Annotated in this window: 16 protein-coding genes, 1 tRNA gene and 1 pseudogene; 5 read left to right on the plus strand and 13 right to left on the minus strand. The window is 68.3% G+C overall.

From position 1 onward, the window contains the following. Positions 1-2: 2 nt before the first annotated feature. Positions 3-2,131, minus strand: a pseudogene (gene malQ, locus NVV57_01945) (4-alpha-glucanotransferase). A 60-nt stretch (positions 2,132-2,191) separates the two neighbouring features. Between malQ and NVV57_01950 the strand changes: the two are divergent. Genes NVV57_01950 through NVV57_01960 form a run of 3 tightly spaced genes read left to right on the plus strand, consistent with a single transcriptional unit; the run spans position 2,192 to position 4,542 of the window. After that, complete coding sequence (locus NVV57_01950; GenBank protein ID MCR6711517.1) at positions 2,192-3,229, plus strand: mechanosensitive ion channel family protein; 1,038 nt, start codon at positions 2,192-2,194, stop codon at positions 3,227-3,229. A gap of 21 nt (positions 3,230-3,250) precedes the next feature. After that, positions 3,251-3,670: a globin gene (locus NVV57_01955; protein ID MCR6711518.1), complete on the plus strand. Its 420-nt coding sequence runs from the start codon at positions 3,251-3,253 to the stop codon at positions 3,668-3,670. Continuing rightward, positions 3,670-4,542, plus strand: a complete 873-nt coding sequence (locus NVV57_01960) for an acyl-CoA thioesterase II (protein MCR6711519.1) — start codon at positions 3,670-3,672, stop codon at positions 4,540-4,542. The genes NVV57_01955 and NVV57_01960 overlap by 1 nt, the downstream gene beginning before the upstream one ends. Before the next feature lie 114 nt (positions 4,543-4,656). Here the strand turns inward: NVV57_01960 and NVV57_01965 are convergent, their stop codons facing one another. From NVV57_01965 to NVV57_01985, 5 genes are all read right to left on the minus strand, one after another. Then, the gene (locus NVV57_01965) at positions 4,657-4,938 is read right to left on the minus strand and encodes a hypothetical protein (protein MCR6711520.1); all 282 of its coding nucleotides are present in this window, start codon (positions 4,936-4,938) and stop codon (positions 4,657-4,659) included. Positions 4,939-4,940: 2 nt separating this feature from the next. Continuing rightward, positions 4,941-6,623: an energy-dependent translational throttle protein EttA gene (gene ettA / locus NVV57_01970; GenBank protein ID MCR6711521.1), complete on the minus strand. Its 1,683-nt coding sequence runs from the start codon at positions 6,621-6,623 to the stop codon at positions 4,941-4,943. A gap of 100 nt (positions 6,624-6,723) precedes the next feature. After that, positions 6,724-7,179, minus strand: a complete 456-nt coding sequence (locus tag NVV57_01975) for a single-stranded DNA-binding protein (GenBank protein MCR6711522.1) — start codon at positions 7,177-7,179, stop codon at positions 6,724-6,726. A gap of 124 nt (positions 7,180-7,303) precedes the next feature. Further along, the gene (locus NVV57_01980) at positions 7,304-8,620 is read right to left on the minus strand and encodes a 50S ribosome-binding GTPase (GenBank protein ID MCR6711523.1); all 1,317 of its coding nucleotides are present in this window, start codon (positions 8,618-8,620) and stop codon (positions 7,304-7,306) included. After that, positions 8,617-10,206, minus strand: a complete 1,590-nt coding sequence (locus NVV57_01985; GenBank protein MCR6711524.1) for a dynamin family protein — start codon at positions 10,204-10,206, stop codon at positions 8,617-8,619. The genes NVV57_01980 and NVV57_01985 overlap by 4 nt, the downstream gene beginning before the upstream one ends. 74 nt (positions 10,207-10,280) lie before the next feature. Here NVV57_01985 and NVV57_01990 point away from each other — a divergent pair. Continuing rightward, positions 10,281-10,353: transfer RNA gene (locus NVV57_01990), tRNA-Arg, on the plus strand. 19 nt (positions 10,354-10,372) lie between these two features. Here NVV57_01990 and NVV57_01995 read toward each other — a convergent pair. Then, on the minus strand, positions 10,373-11,008 hold the full coding sequence (locus NVV57_01995) for a DUF4386 domain-containing protein (GenBank protein ID MCR6711525.1): 636 nt from the start codon (positions 11,006-11,008) through the stop codon (positions 10,373-10,375). Positions 11,009-11,100: 92 nt separating this feature from the next. Here NVV57_01995 and NVV57_02000 point away from each other — a divergent pair, with 92 nt between their 5' ends. Next, positions 11,101-11,742 carry a TetR/AcrR family transcriptional regulator gene (locus tag NVV57_02000; GenBank protein ID MCR6711526.1) on the plus strand — a complete coding sequence of 214 codons (642 nt, stop codon included), beginning with the start codon at positions 11,101-11,103 and terminating at the stop codon, positions 11,740-11,742. 11 nt (positions 11,743-11,753) lie between these two features. Here the strand turns inward: NVV57_02000 and NVV57_02005 are convergent, their stop codons facing one another. The 6 genes from NVV57_02005 to NVV57_02030 form a co-directional block, all read right to left on the minus strand. Beyond that, on the minus strand, positions 11,754-12,278 hold the full coding sequence (locus tag NVV57_02005) for a substrate-binding domain-containing protein (GenBank protein ID MCR6711527.1): 525 nt from the start codon (positions 12,276-12,278) through the stop codon (positions 11,754-11,756). 481 nt (positions 12,279-12,759) lie between these two features. Beyond that, entirely contained in the window at positions 12,760-14,286 is a 1,527-nt protein-coding gene (locus NVV57_02010; GenBank protein MCR6711528.1) for a sugar ABC transporter ATP-binding protein, read from the minus strand. A 45-nt stretch (positions 14,287-14,331) separates the two neighbouring features. Next, the gene (locus NVV57_02015) at positions 14,332-14,961 is read right to left on the minus strand and encodes a hypothetical protein (GenBank protein MCR6711529.1); all 630 of its coding nucleotides are present in this window, start codon (positions 14,959-14,961) and stop codon (positions 14,332-14,334) included. Between the two features lie 23 nt (positions 14,962-14,984). Next, positions 14,985-15,353 (minus strand): hypothetical protein, encoded by a 369-nt coding sequence (locus NVV57_02020; GenBank protein MCR6711530.1) that lies wholly within the window; start codon positions 15,351-15,353, stop codon positions 14,985-14,987. Between the two features lie 18 nt (positions 15,354-15,371). Continuing rightward, on the minus strand, positions 15,372-16,388 hold the full coding sequence (locus NVV57_02025) for an ABC transporter permease (protein ID MCR6711531.1): 1,017 nt from the start codon (positions 16,386-16,388) through the stop codon (positions 15,372-15,374). Continuing rightward, complete coding sequence (locus tag NVV57_02030; protein MCR6711532.1) at positions 16,385-17,884, minus strand: sugar ABC transporter ATP-binding protein; 1,500 nt, start codon at positions 17,882-17,884, stop codon at positions 16,385-16,387. The genes NVV57_02025 and NVV57_02030 overlap by 4 nt, the downstream gene beginning before the upstream one ends. Positions 17,885-17,937: the final 53 nt, after the last annotated feature.

Below are 17,937 nucleotides of genomic sequence, written 5' to 3' on the forward strand. Positions count from 1 at the left end.
GTCTACGCCCGCGCGTCGCGCAGCACGTCCACAAGCTTGCGCATGCGCGGGTGATCGAAGAGGTCGTCGAGCAGCACTGGCGCGCCTTCGCTGTCGCACAGCGGAATGCGCCAGTTGGGGTATTCCTGGTCGGTGCCCGGCTGGTTCTGCGTGCGCCGCTCGCCAACGCCGTCGGTGATGGCCACACCAACGAGCGGTGCCGGGGTGTTCATGGCGAGCACGTTCAACCCGCCGATGATCTCCTCGTCCGTGGGGTGCGGCGCCACCCAGCCGCGCTCCTCGAGCAGGTCCACCATGTCGCCACGCTCCGCCCGGGCCTCGGCGAGGAGGATGTCGGGATCCACCGTGAGCAAACCGAGTTCCTCGCGCAGGATCACGTGCTCGCCTGCAAGATAAGCGGCCGTGGGCGGTAGGTCATGCGTGCCAACGCACGCGAGCGTGTCGGCCCTGTAGTGCTCAGGCCGCTTGGCCCGGCCGTCGGCCTCCTTCTCAAACCAGACCACCGCGGTGCCGAGGATGCCGCGGGAGGCAAGGTAGTCGCTCACCCATGGCTCCACGGTGCCCAAGTCCTCGCCGATCACCACGGCCCCGGCCCGCTGGGCCTCGAGGATCGCGATGCCGATGAGGGCCTCGTGGTCGAACTGCACGTAGGCGCCGTCCGAGGCGCCCGCGCCGACGGGAATCCACCACTGCCGGAACATGCCGATGACGTGGTCGATGCGCAGCGCGCCGCAGTGGCGAACCGCCGCGCGCACCAGGTCGCGGAACGGGATGTAGGCCGCGGCCTCGAGCGCGCGGGGCTGCCACGGAGGCTGGTTCCAGTTCTGGCCCTGCTGGTTGTACATGTCCGGCGGCGCCCCAACCGACATGCCGCGCGCGAGGACGCGCTGGAGCGCCCACGCGTCTGCACCTTCAGGGTGCACGCCAACGGCCAGGTCCGTCATCACACCGATGCTCATCTGCGCCGCGCGGGCGCTCGCCTGCGCGCGCTCGAGCTGCTCGTCGCACACCCACTGCAGCCACGCGTGGAACAGCACGCGGTCCGCGTGCTCCTCGCGCCACGCGGCCACCGCGGGCGCCAGCGGGCTGTCGAGCTCTTGCGGCCACTCCTGGCCGGCGAACTCCTCCGCGATGGCACACCACGTGGCGAAGTCCTCGAGGGACTTGCCCTCTCGCAGGCAGAACGCCTCGAACTGCGCCTGCCTGCCAGGTGTGCGTTCCACCTGGTAGATCTGGCTGAGGGCCTCCTCCTTCGCGCGCCACACGGCATCGCGGTCGATGAGGTCCGACGTGGTGTTTGCGCGCCGCGGCTTCTCTGCGGCCCACTCGATCACCGCGCGCTGCTGGGACGGGACGTAGGCGACTTCGGCGATGTCCTCCACGCGGATGTAGAGCGGCGAGAGGAAGCGGCGGGATGTGGGCCGATACGGCGAAGCCTCGATCGGCGAGACGGGCTCCGTGGCATGCAACGGGTTGATCAGGACGAAGTCGGCGCCCGCGCGAATCTTGGCCAGCGCACACAGCTCTCCAAGGTCGGAGAAGTCGCCGAAACCCCACGATCGCGCCGACCGCAGCGAATACAGCTGGGTGGTGAAGCCCCACGGCCGGTTCGATCGCACCTCGGACGGCAGGTCGAGCCGCTCGGGTGTCACGACAATCCAGCCGCGACCGCGTCGGCCACTTGAGATCGCCTCGAGACGATGCCAGCCCAGGGGCAGATCCCCGGGAACGAGGAAGGTGGCGCGGCCGATCAGGCGGCCGTCCGCGTGCCTCGGCGGGACGTATCGATCGAGCTGCTCCAGGCCGCGGGTCTCCCCCGCCTCGAGCCGCAGGGAGGCCTCAACCGAGTCGCCGTCGGTGACGTGCACGGGGACTCTCGCGAACGTCCCTGCCGCAACACCGTAATAGGAGGAACGATGCGCTGCCACAGGTGGTCGTCGAGTTCGGCGAGCGACCTCCAGCATGCCGTGTCGGACGACGCGTCCAGGTCGAGCGCCGCGAGCGCCGAGCGCATCGCGAGAGTCGAGCACGAGTGCATGTCACCGTCGTGGCCAAGGTACTGTGTCGAAATGCCGCACGCGGCCGCCAAGGCGAGCAGAGCGTCGGACGCTTGCTCGGCTTGCGTTTCCATAAGCCAATCCTGCCAGAGCGCGAGGGGCGCCACGCGCGTGGCGGTCGGTAGGCTGGGCGGGTGACTCTCCTCCGCCTTGCGAGCCAGGATGACCCCACCTTCTGGGAGGCGGCCGCCGGCGTGGGCATCGCGCTCGTCGCGATCATCATCGCGTGGGTCATCCTGCGATTCATCATCATCTGGGTCACGCGCGGCATTGAGCGCGGCACCGACCTCACCGAGCGGCAGAAGCGGAAACTCGCAAGTTACGGCAAGGAGCCGGTCGCCGCCAAAGAGGAGCAGGACTATCGGCTCGAGCGCGAGCGCCGCCACAAACGAGCAACGACGATTCGCTCGGTGCTGACCTCGTTCCTCACGGTCCTCGCGATCACCACGTTCATCTTTGTGCTCCTCGGCGCGTTTGGCGTTCCCGTGGCCGCGCTGCTCGCCAGCGCCGGTGTGCTTTCCGTCGCCGTCGGCTTCGGCGCCCAGTCGCTCGTGAAGGACCTGATCAGCGGCGCCTTCATGCTCATGGAGGACCAGTACGGGGTCGGCGACATCATCGACGTCGGCGAGGCCACCGGCACCGTTGAGGAGGTGGGCCTGCGCTGCGTCCGTCTGCGCGCGCTCGACGGCACGGTTTGGTATGTGCCGAATGGCCAGATCGTGCGGGTGGGCAACATGACGCGGACGTGGTCCCGGGTGCTCGTGGAGCAGCGCTTCGCGTACGACACGGACCTCGATGCGGCACGCGGGGCGCTGCTGGACGCCGTCGCGGAGGCGCGAAAGGACCCGAACATCGACGCCGCGATCCTCGGGGAGCCCGAGGTGCCCGGCATCGAGGCCATCGCGTACAACTCGGTGACGGTCAGGGTGCTCATCCAGGTGAACCCCGCGACCCAGTGGACCGTGCAGCGCGAAATCCGGAGGCACCTGCGCCGGATTCTCGCGGAGCGCGGCATCGAGGTTGGCGCACCGGAATCCGTCCCCGTGATCGGAGTGCACGTTCCCGGCGCGCAGGTCGACAAGAAGAAGCCCGGCCCGCGCAAGAAGACGGACAAGGCGACCGTTCCGCAGACGCCGGCCGACGCGCTCCCCTCCAGAGGACGGCGAAGGTGATGACGCGTGACCCAGCCAGGAATGAGCGTCGGGCAGGGACCGACGCACGGCGTCAGTGAGAGCTTCTTTGACGCGGTAGGCGGCCATGCGACCTTCGACGCGATAGTGCGCACCTTCTACCAGGGCGTTCAGTCGGATTCGGTGCTACGCCCCATGTACCCGGAGGAGGACCTGGAGGGCGCGATCCACCGCCTCACGATGTTCCTCGAGCAGTACTGGGGCGGGCCAACCACGTACTCCGACGAGCGCGGTCACCCGCGACTGCGCATGCGCCACCAAGGGTTCCGAGTCAACCCGGACGCGCGCGACCGGTGGATCGAGCACATGCGGCACGCGGTCGCGCAGCAGAATTTGGCGCCGCTGCACGCGGTCACCCTCATGGACTACCTGGAGAGGGCCGCATACTCGATGGTGAACACGTTCGACGATTCGGAGAACTGATGGAGCACCTTGAGGACACGTGGGCGGCTGAGGCCGTGGCGAGCGGCATGGCCGCGCTCTCCTTGAGACAGCATGGCCCCACGACCTTCGAGGGGGACTCGCTTCCCATGCCCGGCGGGCGGGTCTTCGGCGGCCAGGTGCTGGGGCAGGCGCTCATCGCGGCCGGCCGCACCGTCCCCGAGGGTCGCCACGCTCACTCGCTGCATGGCTACTTCCTGCGCGCCGGCGACGCCACCCGCCCCATCCGCTTTGAGGTGGAGGTGCTGCGCGACGGCGGCTCGTTCTCCGCGCGGCGCACCCACGCCTTCCAGGACGACAAGCCGATGCTGTCGATGATCGCCTCCTTCCAGGAGGCTCAGGACGGCCCCGAACACCAGGTCGCCATGCCCGAGGTGCCGCCGCCTGACGCCGTGGCGAGCGGAGTCGATGTGCTCGCCCCGTATGCAGGTCACCCCAACGCGGACTTCTGGATCCAGCAGGCGCCCTTCGACGTGCGCCACGTGGAGGGCTCGCTGTTCCTTGGCCCGGACTCCACTCAGCGCGCGTACCAAAGCGCGTGGATGCGCATCCGCACACCCATCGAGGCCGACGAGCTCACGCAGCGCGCGCTCCTCGCGTTCGGCTGCGACCAGGTGATGCTCGAACCGCTGCTGCGCCGCCACGGCGCGTCGTGGGCAACACGGGACATGGCCTTCGCGAGCCTCGACCACGCGATGTGGTGGCACCGGCCCGCGCGCGCCGACGAGTGGCTGCTCTTCGTGCAGGACGCACCCACCGCGCAAGGCGGTCGCGGCCTCACGGGCACGTGGATCTTCGCCGAGGACGGGACGCTCGTCGCGTCCGCGTCTCAGGAGGGCATGTTCCGGCTGTAGGCGGTCACTCTGCCTGTGACGCCTCGCTGGAATGGGCGCTGAGGGTCACCAAATCCCGTTTTCGACGCACTCAGCGCCCATTCCAGGGCGCGGCAACGCGCGCGGCCGCGAGGCTCACTCGTCGTCGTCCCAGCGGCCCTTCTTGTCGAGTTTCGAGAGGTCTATCCACTTCGTGGGACCCTTCGCCTCGCGCTCCGCACGCTGCACGGTCACGGACTTGCGCCACATCACCAGCAGGACCACGACGGCGGCAATAATCAGCCCGGTGAAGACCATCACGGTGGGGAACAGCCAGTCCGGAGCTTCGGGCCAGATCGTGACGTCCGGATTGAACGGATCGGGCTCCGTGGTCGGCGTTGGCGGTGGCGACAGCACTGTCGGTCCCCCGAGTGTCATGGCTAACTCCTCGTGAGCTTGCGGTACGTGACGCGGTGGGGGCGCGCGGCCTCCGCCCCGAGGCGGGCGACCTTGTTCTCCTCGTACGAGGCGAAGTTGCCCTCGAACCAGAACCAGTTGGCCGGGTTCTCGTCGGTCCCCTCCCACGCGAGGATGTGCGTCGCCACGCGGTCCAGGAACCAGCGGTCGTGGCTGACCACAACGGCGCAGCCGGGGAACTCAAGCAGGGCGTTCTCGAGCGAGCCGAGGGTCTCCACGTCGAGGTCGTTGGTGGGCTCGTCAAGCAGGAGAACGTTGCCGCCCTCCTTGAGCGTGAGCGCGAGGTTGAGGCGGTTGCGCTCACCGCCGGAGAGCACCCCTGCCGGCTTCTGCTGGTCCGGGCCCTTGAAGCCGAATGCGCTCACGTACGCGCGCGAAGGCATCTCCACCGCGCCCACCTTGATGTAGTCGAGGCCGTCGCTCACGACCTCCCACAGCGACTTGTCAGGGTCGATGCCGCCGCGGCTCTGGTCCACGTAGGACACCTTGACGGTCTCGCCGATCTTGAGGTCGCCGCCGTCGAGCGGCTCGAGCCCGACGATGGTCTTGAACAGCGTGGTCTTGCCCACGCCGTTGGGTCCGATGACGCCCACGATTCCGTTGCGCGGAAGCGTGAAGGACAGCCCGTCGATGAGGATGCGGTCGCCGAAGCCCTTCTTAAGGTTCTTCGCCTCGAGCACCACACTCCCAAGGCGGGGGCCCGGCGGAATCTGGATCTCCTCGAAGTCCAGCTTCCTGGTCTTCTCGGCCTCCGCGGCCATCTCCTCGTAGCGGTTGAGTCGCGCCTGGGACTTGGTCTGGCGACCCTTGGGGTTCTGGCGTACCCACTCGAGCTCCTCTTTGAGGCGCTTCGCGAGCTTCGCGTCCTTCTTGCCCTGCACCTGCAGGCGCTCCTGCTTCTTCTCCAGGTACGTGGAGTAATTGCCCTCATACGGGTAGAGGCGGCCGCGGTCGACCTCGCAGATCCACTCCGCGACGTGGTCGAGGAAGTAGCGGTCGTGGGTCACGGCGAGCACGGCGCCCGGGTACTTCGCGAGGTGCTGCTCGAGCCACAGTACGGACTCGGCGTCGAGGTGGTTCGTCGGCTCGTCAAGGAGCAGCAGGTCGGGCTTCTCGAGGAGCAGCTTGCACAGCGCCACCCGGCGGCGCTCACCACCGGAGAGCACCTTGACGTCCGCGTCCGGCGGCGGGCAGCGCAGCGCGTCCATCGCCTGCTCCAGCTGGGAGTCAAGATCCCACGCGTCCGCGTGGTCGAGCTCGTCCTGGAGCTTGCCCATCTCGGCGAGGAGCGTGTCGTAGTCCGCATCCGGATTCGCCATCTCCTCAGAGATCGCGTTGAAGCGGTCAAGCTTCGCGTAGATCTCCCCCACGCCTTCGCGGACGTTGCCGATGACATCCTTGTCCTCGTTGAGCGGCGGCTCCTGCAGCAGGATGCCGACGCTGTAGCCAGGGCTCAGCCGCGCCTCTCCGTTCGAGGGCTGCTCAATTCCGGCCATGATCTTGAGGATCGTGGACTTACCAGCACCGTTGGGGCCCACGACGCCGATCTTCGCGCCCGGGTAGAACGCCATGGTGACGTCGTCAAGGATGACCTTGTCTCCGTGCGCCTTGCGCGCCTTGTGCATGGTGTAGATGAACTCGGCCACTGGTGCTCCCGTCGCGTGAAAACTGCCTGGCTAAGCCTACGCGACGCCACCCGTGACGTTGCCGCGGGGCCCGACGCCGTGGCCCGGGCCCCGCGGTCGCCTACACCGGGCTCTCAACGAGTTCGAGTTCCTCCTCGACGTCGTTCTCCACGGACTCGGCCTCGATCGGCTCGTCGGCCGCCGGCTCCTTCGCGTCCACGACGGCGCGCGTGAAGTCCGCGACGCCACGGGTCAGGTCATGCCCCACCACCTGGGCGTCGATCTGCAGGTCCGTGCGCGGGCCGCCCTGGCCCTCCCACTCGTGGCTCTGCAGGCGGCCCGCCACGATGATCGGCTGGCCCTTCTTCACGGACTTCGCGATCAGGAGCGCGGCGGCCCTGAACACGCGCACGGTGAACCACTGGGTCTCGCGATCAACCCACGCGTTGTTCGTGCGGTCGTAGTAGCGAGAGGTAGTCGCGAGCCGGAAGCTCACCAGGTCGGTGCCGCCGGGCACCACGTGCAGCTTGGGGTCAGTGGCCACCCAGCCAGTGACAGTCACATTCAGATCATTCATGGCGCCCTCCTGACGCGTGCCGCACCGTGCGGCTTGCGAACAAGGCTGACAGCGCTGCCCGACGCCGGGGCTGGCTGAGTGCCTCGGCTGTGGATAGCGCGGAGTCGGGTGCGATCTGGGGACGCTAGTCGCGAGCGAGCTCCGTGAGCTCGTCGAGGTTGCGATACGCCTGGTGGATGAGTTGCGTCGGCTCGGCAACGAGCGGAACGAGCACCGTGCGCACGGCGGTGCGGCCCCGCGACCTCACCGCCTTCGCGGCCGAGCTCGCGCGTGCCCGCTTCGTCAGCGCGCCCTTCACGCCGGACTCGCGCGGGATCTTGGGCCACTCGACCGCCTCCAGCGCCGAGTTGATCTCCTCGGCGAGCAAGGTGGCGGGGGCGATCGCCTCTGCGACCACCCGGTGCCAGGCGACGGGCAGCCCATGCGTCGCCTCGTCCACCCAGTCGAGCCGCTCGCGCTCCACGGCCTCGGTGCGAACGCCGAGAAGCGCAGGCACCGCCTTGGTGCGCCCAAGAGCGACAGCCGCGGAAGCGTCGGCCAGTGCCTCGATGCCGGCCGCGGTCGCCAAGGCGTCAACGAGCTCCTCGATGTCTGGAAGTTTGGGGTCGGCGTCGCGCGCGAGCGCCCTTGAGAGCGACCGCCCGGCCGCGACGAGGTCCGCGCGAACGGCCTCCGCGGCCACGGAGTGGGCCTGCGCCGCTCCGGCAAGTTCGGCGAGCAGGTTGTCGACACCCTGCCCCGTTCGCGCGCTGATGGGCATGACGGGAACGCCCGTGAGCCCGTCCTCCTCGAGCAGCCGCTGGAGGTCTCGCACGATGTCCCACGCCGCCTGCGTCTCGAGCCGGTCCACGTGGTTGAGCACCACAAGCGAGGGCTGACCGTGGTCCGAGGCGACGGCCAGATACGCGCTGTGCACGGCGTTGTCCGCGTACTTCTGCGGGTCCATGACCCACACGAGCAGGTCCGCGAGCGGCACCACGCGGTCGACGATCGTGCGATTGTCCGAGTTCACCGAGTCGTGGTCCGGCAGGTCCAGCAGCACAACGCCGCGCAGCTCGGCGTCGCCGATGAGCCCGAGCCGGCGCGACTGGTCCACCCCGATCCAGTCGAGCAGCGACGTCGCCGCGTCTCCCCACGTGGCGGCGGAGACCTCGGACGTCGTCGGCCTCGCGACGCCAGGAACGGCGAATTGCGTGCCCGTGAGCGCGTTGAACAGGCTCGACTTCCCGGAACCCGTGCCGCCGGCGAGTGCGACGATCGTGTGGTCCACGCCAAGCGCGAGGCGGTGCTCACACCTCTCGATGGTCACCATCACATCCGCGCGCACACCAGGCTCAATGGCCTCGGACGCCCACTCGAGCGACGACCGCAGGCGCGCGACGCGGGAGTGCAGGGAACTCGTCTCATCCGGCCTTCCAACGTCCTGGAACGACAGGCTCACAGCAGTCCCCGCAGCTCGGCGCGGCGAAGGCGGATCTTCGCGGAGGCGTCGGGCATGAGCGACGCGATGTCCGTCGGCGCGAGCACCTCGAGCGCCTCGCGGTTGATCGCGTAGCGGCGCGCGGCGCCGAGCTCCTCGCGAGCGGCGGCGAGCGCCGCCTCCGTGTCCCTTCCCGCGAGCACCGTGAGCGCCTCATGCGCAGCGCCCACACCCAGGGCTGCAGAGGCGAGCGTCGCGCGAAGGCCCGTCTCCCCCACGACCTCCACCGCTCCCTTGGACCCGGGCAGGCCCATCGCGATCTCGTCGCAGCGACCGAGCCATGCGCGAGTCGCGTCCGCCGCGGTGCGCTCCCTGTGCTCGCGCGCGTCGCGAGGATCGCGCTGCGCGGCAAGCCACGTTCCCGGGCCTTCGCCGCCGACGGCGAGGTCGCCCACGATGCCTTCGGCCGCCTTGGACGCGGCGAAGGTGAGCGTCGCCTCCACGGCCCCGATGACGTCGGCCTCGATCGCGTTGAGGGCCACGTCGCGCGCCTCCCGCGCCACCCTGCGCTTGGTCCACAGCGAGTTGCGCAGCCGGAACAGCGGGCCGCCCTCGCTCGTGGCCTGACGCCAGCGGGTCTCGAGCGCGCCGGTGGCGACGCCCTCGTACCAGTCGTCCCCGCCCTCGTTCTCAGCCTGCGCCGCGCGTCGGCGAACCACCGCGCGCACCTCCTTGGCGACGGAGGCCTGGTCGTCCATGTGCTCGGCGAGCCGCTCGAGCCACTCCTTGAGAGCCTCGGCGCTGCCGTGGAGCGTCCGCTCCACGATCGTCGCCGCCGAGGCGGCAGCCACGGAGTCGAGCCAACGGCCCAAGCCGCCAACAACGTCGGCCGGAACGCTGCCCCACGACCCCGTGTCCTCAGGGATCACGAAGAGCGGAAGCATCTCGAGGCCCTCGTCGGCGAGCCGCGAGACGAGATCGCTGCGCACCTGGGCGGCGACGTCCATGGTGACGCGGTTCAGCACGATCGCGATCGAGGCGCCACGCTCCGCTCCCGAGCGAAGCGCCTGCCACGGCACCGCGTCCCCGTACCGGGCGGCGGTCGTCACGAAGATCCACAGGTCCGCGGCATCGAGCAGCTCGCGCGCGATCTCCCTGTTCTCTCCCCGCACGGAGTCGAGATCTGGCGAGTCCACGATCGCGAGCCCGCGCGGCACCGCCTCCGTTGCCGCCGCGGTTGCCCGACGCTCCACGGGCGTCAGCACCTGGGTGTCCAGTGGGTGGTGGAACAGGAAGGGCGCCTTCGTGGTGGGCCTGAGGACGCCGGCCGGAGTGAGGTCCTCGCCGAGCAGCGCGTTGACCACTGTCGACTTCCCGGATCCGGTGGATCCAGCGACGACGACGATCGCGGGGCTCGCCTCGTCCTTCACGCGCGGAATGAGGTGGTGATCGAGCTGATCGAGCGTCTGCTCCGCGAGAGCCATGGCCTCGGCGGCGCCGTCCACGGGAATGGGAAGCTCGATGTCGGCGACCGCCTTGCGGGTGTCGACGAGCGCATCGAGGAGGGCGCCTGGGTATGACCAGGTCTTGATGGGCGAGATGCTCATCCTTACCTCCTCGTGACCTGCGGCTTTAGGCTACCGTTCCAGGGCACACGCCGTCCGCACTAGCCTTAAGGCGAGCCCCTGTAGCTCAATGGATAGAGCAACGGCCTTCTAATCCGTAGGTTGCAGGTTCGAGTCCTGCCGGGGGCACTTTTCTTGGGCACTTTGTTCACGCCTCGCGCACGCCCTTGACGAGCAGATACACGGCGAGCGAGATCTCCCACGCGAAGATCGGCACGGCGGCGGCCGACGCCGTGGCTGAGACCTGCTCTTGCGCACCAAAGAGCACGGCCAGGTTGGAGATGCCGACGAGGGGCGCGCCGATCATGCCGAGCACAGGGATCCAGCGGGGCACGAGCCGCAGCCGGAAGAGCGTGGTGGCCAGCACCAGGGTGTTCGCCACCACGATGAGTCCGGGCCCGATGAGGAACGTGGCGCGGTAGAGCTCGAGGAGTGGCTCGCTCCCCGCCCCGCCGGCTCGCGTCCAGACCAGGGCGGTCACGGCCGCAGCCCCGGCGAGGATCACGCCCGCCTCCGCCGTCCTCAGGATCGCGTAGGGCGCTCCAGCGATCGGCGCCCGCTCCCGCAGGATCGCGAGGAAGCCTAGCCCTGTGCCGATGACCGCAAGAGCCAGGACGATATCCAGGGTGACGCCGACGAGCTGCCTTGTGCCAGCGTCGGACCCCTGGAGCCAACTGTCATCGGTGAGCATGGGTCCGTAGAGCGCGACGGCCCCAACGGAGGTCACATGAGTCACCAGAAACAGGGCACCTACCAGGATGGATTGCTTGCGAAGGGTGGACATTTCCGGGCCTCTCGGTGAGAATTTGTGTACGGCGTACACCTACCGGTCATGAGCGTAAGGTATAGCGCGTACACCGTCAAGTGGAGGTGCGCATGGCGCTCAGCAGATCGCGCGTCATCGGCGAGGCGGTCAGCCTCGCGGACGCGGTTGGCCTCGATGCCGTGAGCATGCGCGCGCTCTCGGAGCGGCTCGGCGTGGTGCCCATGGCGCTCTACAAGCATGTGCGCAACAAGGACGAGCTGCTCGACGAGATGGTCGACGCCGTCGTTCGCGAGATCGCTCCCCCGCCTGCGACCGGGCAGTGGAAGGCCGACGCCCGTGCCCTCCTCGTCGCGGCGCGCGCGACCCAGCACCGGCACCCTTGGGCATGGGACGCGATCGAGACTCGCGGGGGGCCGACCCCGGCGGCCCTCGACCACATGGAGGCCATGATCTCTACGCTGCGCGGCGGGCTCAGCGCGCCCCTCACCCATCAGGTCATGCACGCGTTGGGCAGCCGCCTGTGGGGCTTCAGCCAGGAAGTGTTCTCATCTCCGCCGCCAAGCGACCCGGAGAGCGCCGCCGCCGCAGCGGCGATGCTCGCTCAGCGCTGGCCGTTCGTGCTCGAGTCCGCGATGTCGGCGCGGCACGGACCGGAAGGGATCGTCGGGCCTGGGTGCGACGACGAGGCCGAGTACCTGTTCGCCGTGGACCTCATCCTCGACGGGGCCGAGCGACTGGCGGCCGCGGGCTGAGGCGAGGTGCCTCAGCGCTGCTTGGTGGACGCGCGCACTACGAGCTCGGTCGGCAGCGGCGTGTCCATCGTGTCGTTCTCGCCCTCCTCGAGCGACAGCAACACCTTCTGCATGAGCTGGCGGCCTAGTGCCGCGAAGTCCTGCCGCACGGTGGTCAGCGGCGGGTAGAAGAAGGCGGCCTCCGGAACATCGTCGAAGCCCACGACCGACACGTCGTCCGGCACTCGCATGCCCCGCTCTCGCAGTGCGGACAGCAGGCCCAGGGCCGAGAGGTCATTCGAGGCGAACACTGCCGAACCGGGCTCAAGGTCGAGGTCCAGCCCGATGCGGTAGCCGCTCTCCGCGGTCCAGTTGCCCTGCAGCGGGTCTGGGGCGTCCAGGCGATGCGCGGACAGTTCGTCCCGCCAGCCGCGGATGCGCTCCGACGAGTCGGGGGCCGCATTCGGGCCGGTGAGGTGGTGGATCCGCGTGTGGCCGAGTTCCGCGAGGTGCCGTACCGCGGCCCTCGCCCCGCGATACTGGTCGATCGAGACCACGCGCGGCGAGCGTCGGGGGTGGAGGCGGACGCGACCACGGGGATGGCGATGTCGAGGCCGCGAACCAGTTCGAGCACGCTGAAGTCCGTGACCACGGCCACGATCGCGTCCACGCGCTGCCGTAGCAGCCCCTCGACCGCCAGTCGGGTGGTCTCCGGGTCCGAGTCGACCGTGCTCACCGTCTCCACGGAGTAGCGAGCCACGCGAGCCGCGAGGTTGAAGTGCATCGCGATCGAGACCGGGCCGTGATCCGAGATACCAGGCGTGATGAGGCCGATGGTGCGGGTTCGCCGCGTGACGAGAGCGCGCGCCGCCGGCGACGGGCTGTAGCGCAGTTGGGCGATGGCCTGCTCCACGCGCTCCTGGGTCGCCGGCCTCACGTTCGGAAGGCCGTTCAGCACCCTCGAGACCGTCTGATGCGACACGCCTGCGAGCCGCGCCACATCGAAGATGTTGGCGGCCCGCGGTGGCTTCTCGTCGGTCACTCGTCGTCCTCGTCCTGGCTGCCCTGCGCCACAAGCGCGAGCACCGAGTCCACGGTCACGTCCCCCGAGGCGAGGGTCTCGACGATGTGCCCGTCGCGCATGACGGCCACGCGATCGGAGACGCGCAGCACCTCCTCCAGCTCGGCAGAGATGAAGATGACGGACAGCCCGTTGTCCGCGAGCTCGCTCACAAGATTCTGGATCTCGACCTTGGCGCCGATGTCGATCCCCCGCGTCGGCTCGTCAAGCACCAGCAGGCGTGGCGCGAGCGCAAGGAGGCGAGCGAGCAGCACCTTCTGCTGATTGCCTCCAGAGAGCGTCCCCGCGGGCCTGTCCAGCTCCGCCGGCTTGATCCCGAGCGCCTCGACCCAGCTCGCCGCGAGCTCGCGTTGGCGCGCAGGCCGCATGCGGTGCCAGATTCCGCGATCCGCCTGCACGGCGAGCACGATGTTCTCGAGCACGCTGAGCTCCGAGACGATTCCCTCCGCGCGGCGATTCTCCGACGAGTAGGCGACGCCCTTGGTGAGCGCCCTGTGCGGGCTCGAGAACTGCTGGTCGGTGCCCGCGATCATGATCACGCCCGAGTGGAGGCGGTCAACTCCCGTCACCGCCCTCGCGAGCTCCGTGCGGCCGGAGCCGAGCAGTCCGGCGACACCGAGCACCCGGCCCTCGAACAGGTCCACGTCGGCACCCCGAATACCGCGGAACGTTGTGAGGTCCCGCGCAGAGAGGAAGGGCTCGTCGCCCTCGAGGTCCGACGCTGTGGCCCGGTTTCGCGTCTTGAGTTCCGTCTCCTTGTGGCCGAGCATCTTGTGGACCAGGTCGATGCGCAGCAGCTCTCGCGTGAGGTACTCGCCAACGAGCTTGCCGTCCCTGAGGACGGTGACGCGGTCGCAGATCTCGTAGACCTGGTCGAGGAAGTGGCTCACGAAGAGGATCGCGACGCCGCGCTGCTTGAGCTCGCGAATGACGCGGAAGAGTTCGGCGACCTCATCGACGTCGAGGCTCGACGTTGGCTCGTCGAGCACGAGGACGCGAACCTGGGTGGAGATGGCGCGGGCGATGGCCACGAGCTGCTGCACGGCGACCGACTGGGATCCGAGGAGCGAGGCCGGATCGATGTCCAGACCGAGGTCGGACAGCACCCGGTGCCCTTGACGGCGCATCTCCTTCGCGTCGATGAGTCCGGCACGGCGCGGCTCCCGCCCAAGGAAGATGTTCTCCGCCACCGAGAGGTTGGGCAGCAGCTCTATCTCCTGGTAAACCGTGCTGATTCCCGCGTGCTGGGCGTCGATCGGGGAGTGCAGTCGCAGCTCGCTGCCGTCCAGGTAGAGCGTGCCGCGGTCGAGCGGCAGCACCCCGGTGATGGCCTTGATCAGCGTGGACTTGCCGGCGCCGTTCTCCCCCATGAGCGAGTGGACCTCGCCGGGAAACATGCGGAAGTCCACACCGTCGATGGCCGCGTCCGCGCCAAAGAACACCGTTGCATCGGTGATCTCGAGAAGCGGCTGTGGCTGGTCCACGTCGTCATTATCTAGGTGCGGGGTGCGCGCGCGTGCCAGGCGGCGCTAACCGCGCCGCTCGGCCCGTGCCACGATGCCGCGCTGCACCACGATGAACACGAGCAGCAGGAGGCCGACGATGATGCGCGTCCACGACTGTTCGGCTCCCATGAAATTGATCACGGTGTTGATGGTGCCGAACACGAAGACGCCGATCATGGAGCCGAGGACGTACCCCCTGCCGCCCGTGAGCACGGTGCCGCCAATGACCACGGCAGCAATAGCGTCGAGCTCCCAGCCGATGCCGATGCGCGGCTGCCCCGCGCCGTTGTAGGCCGCGAAGACGAGGCCGGCGAGACCTCCACACACGCCACTGATCACGTATACGGCCACCTTGACTCGCGCCACGCTGAGTCCCATCAGACGGGCCGACTGCTCGTTGCCGCCTACCGCGTAGATGGTGCGTCCGAATCGCGTGAACTGCATGACGAAGGCGCCGATCGCGACGACGACGAGGGCGATGATCCCGGTCGGAGTGATGTACCACTGGCCAAGGTGGAACCTGGTCGACTGCAGCCACAAGACGGCCTCGTTCTCGACCTTGATGGAGTGAGTGCTCACGATGAATGCGAGCCCGCGGGCAAGGAACAGCCCCGCGAGCGACGCTATGAACGGCTGCACGTCGAAGTACTGCACGAGAACGCCGATGAGCAGCCCGATCAGTGCGCCGCCACGAGTGTCAGCGGAATGGCCACCGCCGCGGACATGCCGCCCGCAAGCATCTCGGACAGCCAAATGCACGTGAAGGCCATCACCGAGCCAACGGAGAGGTCGATGCCTCCCGTCACGATGACGAACGTCATGCCCACTGCCAGGATCATCAGCGCCGCGTTGTCGAGCAGCAGCGACGAGATGTTGCTCGGCGACAGGAACCTCTCCCACTTCAATCGCGCCGCGACGAGGATCAGGATCAGGATCGCTACGGCCGCGAACGTCGGCATGAGCGAGGCGTGACGGCTCATGAACGTGTGGTACTTGGTTGCGAGTGACGCTCGCTGCTGTGGCCGCGTCGCTTCGATCGTTGTCATGCCGCGACCTCCACATCGCTAGAAACCCTGGCGGCCCCGCTCCCGCTGCGCAGCGACCGAGCCCAGCGGTGCAGGCTCGGCGACTGAATGAGCACCACGATGATCACCACGAGGGCGAAGAAGACGGGGCTTTGGTCGGACGAGATGCCCAGGAAGAGGATCGTGGAGTCGAGGGTCTGGATGAACAGCACCCCGATCACGGTTCCCGCGATCGTGAACTTCCTCCCATGAGGGAGGTCCCTCCCAGGACCACCGCAAGGATCGCGTAGAGCTCGATGAGCTGGCCGGAGTTGTTCGCGTCCGCCGCTGAGATGTTCGACGCATACAGGAGGCCGGCGATGCCGCCAGAACGCCGCTGACCATGTAGGCGCCCCAGATGATCCCGCGGGAGCGCACGCCGGCGAGCCTGCTGGCCTCCGGGTTGATGCCGACGGCCTCGGTGAGGACCCCAAGCGCGCTGCGGCGCTCCACGAAGGCGACGATCGCCACCATGACCATCGCCAAGATGAATGCGAACGGCAGCAGCAGCATGTAGCCGTTCGCGATGAAGTCGAACGGCGTGGAGTTGATGGTGGTGATCCTGCCCTTTGTGATGAGCAGGGCGACACCGCGCCCGGCGAGCATGAGCACGAGCGTGGCGATGATCGGCTGTATCTTCACGACCGCTACCAGGAGGCCGTTCCAGGTGCCGAGCACGAGCGAGACGAGCAGCGCGGAGACGACCGCGGTCGCGACAACGGCGGGATTGTTGGGGTCGCCGGACTCGGCGATGATCTGCAGCGCCACGGCCCCCGACACGGCCATGATGGCCCCCACCGACAGATCGATGCCGCGCGTGGCGATGACGATGGTCATGCCGAGCGCCACCAGCATGAGCGGGGCGGACTGGCGAAGGATGTCGATCAGCGCGCCGTAGAGCTTCCCGTCCTGAACGGTGATGCGGATGAACCGCGGGCGAGCTATCGCGTTGATCACGATGAGAGCGATGAGCGCGGTCGAGGGCCAGAAGAGCCGGTGCTTGATGATGTTCTTCACGCTGCGGTTTCCTTGCCTTCGTTCGCGATGTAGTCAACGAGCCCGTCGAGATCCACCGCGCTGGAGTCGAGCTCTCCGATGCGCTTGCGGTCTCGCAGCACCACCACGCGCTGCGCGATGCGGAGCACCTCTTCGAGTTCCGACGAGATGAAGATGACAGACAGACCGGCTTCAGACAACTCGGCGACCTTCCGCTGGATGTCCGCCTTGGCGCCCACGTCGATGCCCCGCGTGGGTTCGTCTAGGATCAGCAGCCGTGGTGCGGTAGCGAGCCAGCGCGCAAGCAAGAGCTTCTGCTGATTGCCGCCGGACAGGTTGCGGGCCAGGGCGCTCGGGTTTGCGGGACGCACGTCGAGCGACGTCATGTAGTCCGCGACGATCGCGTCCTGTTCCGCCTTGCGGATCTTGTGCAGCCACCCTTTCCGCGCCTGGATGCCGAGCACGATGTTCTCGGCCACGGTGAGGTCGCCGATGATTCCCTCGCCGCGGCGGTCTTCGGACGAGAAGGCGACGCTGTTGTCGATCGCGTGACGCGGGGACGTCAGCCGAACGGGCTTGCCGCTCAGCTCAATGTGCCCAGCGTCGGGCCTATCCGCCCCGTAGAGAAGCCGAACGAGCTCCGTGCGGCCGGAGCCGAGAAGACCCGCGATGCCCACAACTTCGCCCTGGAACACGTCGATGTCGGCGGGCTCGAGGAAGCCCCTCTTGCCGATGCCCGTGGCGCGCAGCACGGGCGCTGCCGCCCTGTCGATCTGACGGTCGGCCGCGGTCGCGATGGCGGAGAGGTCGTCGAGCTCACGCCCGATCATCTTGGTGACGAGCTGGTCTCGCGGCAGATTGCGGGCCACATACTCGCCAACGAGCTTGCCATTGCGCAGCACGGTGATGCGATCGGCGATCTCGTACACCTGGTCAAGGAAGTGGCTCACGAAGAGGATCGCGACGCCCTTTGCGCGCAGGTCCCTCACAACCTGGAACAGCGCGTCCACCTCGCCCCGGTCGAGGCTCGAGGTGGGCTCGTCGAGGATGAGCACCTTCGCGTCGAGCACCATGGCCCGGCTGATGGCCACCAGCTGCTGAATGGCAATGGAGTGGCTCGACAGCAGCGACCTGGTATCGAGGCTGAGGCCCAGCCCTGCGAGGTGCTCGGCGGCGGCGGCGTGGGTTGCCGACCAGCTGATCCTGCCGCCGGACCGCGCCTCGTGCCCGAGCATGACGTTCTCGCCAACCGTGAGATTGGTGCAGAGGTTGACCTCCTGGTAAACCGTGGAGATCCCGGCCTCCTGAGCGTCGGCCGTGCTGTGAAACGTGCGCTCCTCGCCGCTCACGACGATGGTGCCGCTGTCCGTTGCATACACGCCGGTGAGGGCCTTGATGAGGGTGGACTTGCCGGCGCCGTTCTCGCCCATGAGCGAGTGGACCTCGCCCGCGCGAAGCGTGAAGTCCACCGCGTCGAGCGCGAGCACGCCGGGGAATGCGATGGTGATGGCCTTCATCTCGACGATGGGACGGACGGCGGTGTCCTGGGGGTCTGTCACGAGGATTTCCT

Source organism: Demequina sp. (genome assembly GCA_024707205.1).
Taxonomy (GTDB): domain Bacteria; phylum Actinomycetota; class Actinomycetes; order Actinomycetales; family Demequinaceae; genus Demequina.